The following is a 545-nucleotide window of genomic DNA, read 5'->3' as shown; positions in this document are numbered from 1 at the left end:
CGTGCACCATGCTGAACGAGTCTTCCACGGTGACCGCTTGCGGGCCATTGGCCTGGATGTCGATATCGGTACGGCCGAAGCACGGCAGGATCAGCGCTTCCTTGCCGTGGAACAGGTGGCTGCGGTTGAGCTTGGTGCTGATCTGTACGGTCAGGTCGCAGTTGCTCAGTGCTGCAGCAGTGCGCGGGCTGTCCGGTGTTGCCTGAGCGAAGTTGCCGCCTAGTGCGATGAACACTTTGGAGCGACCTTCGGCCATGGCGTGAATGGCTTCGACCACGTTATGGCCGTTCTCGCGAGGGACCTTGAACTGGAAGCGCTTTTCCAGAGCATCGAGCAGGAACACCGGTGGGCGTTCGTTGATGCCCATGGTCCGGTCGCCCTGCACGTTACTGTGGCCGCGCACCGGGCACAGGCCTGCGCCTGGCTTGCCGATATTGCCGCGCAGCATCATCAGGTTGGCGATTTCCTGGATGGTCGCGACCGAGTGACGATGCTGGGTGATACCCATGGCCCAGCACATGATCACATTCTGGCCTTTGGCGTAC

General features: G+C 61.3%; 1 protein-coding gene. It reads right to left on the bottom strand.

Annotated elements, in window-relative coordinates; translation table 11 throughout:
• Positions 1-545 (bottom strand): molybdopterin-dependent oxidoreductase (locus NRB16_RS29145; RefSeq protein ID WP_257107600.1); only part of this gene is annotated, 545 nt, incomplete at both ends.

The organism is Pseudomonas sp. LJDD11 (assembly GCF_024584215.1).
Taxonomy (GTDB): domain Bacteria; phylum Pseudomonadota; class Gammaproteobacteria; order Pseudomonadales; family Pseudomonadaceae; genus Aquipseudomonas.
The sequence above is the reverse complement of the archived record's forward strand: the minus strand, read 5'-3'. Positions and strand labels throughout refer to the sequence as shown.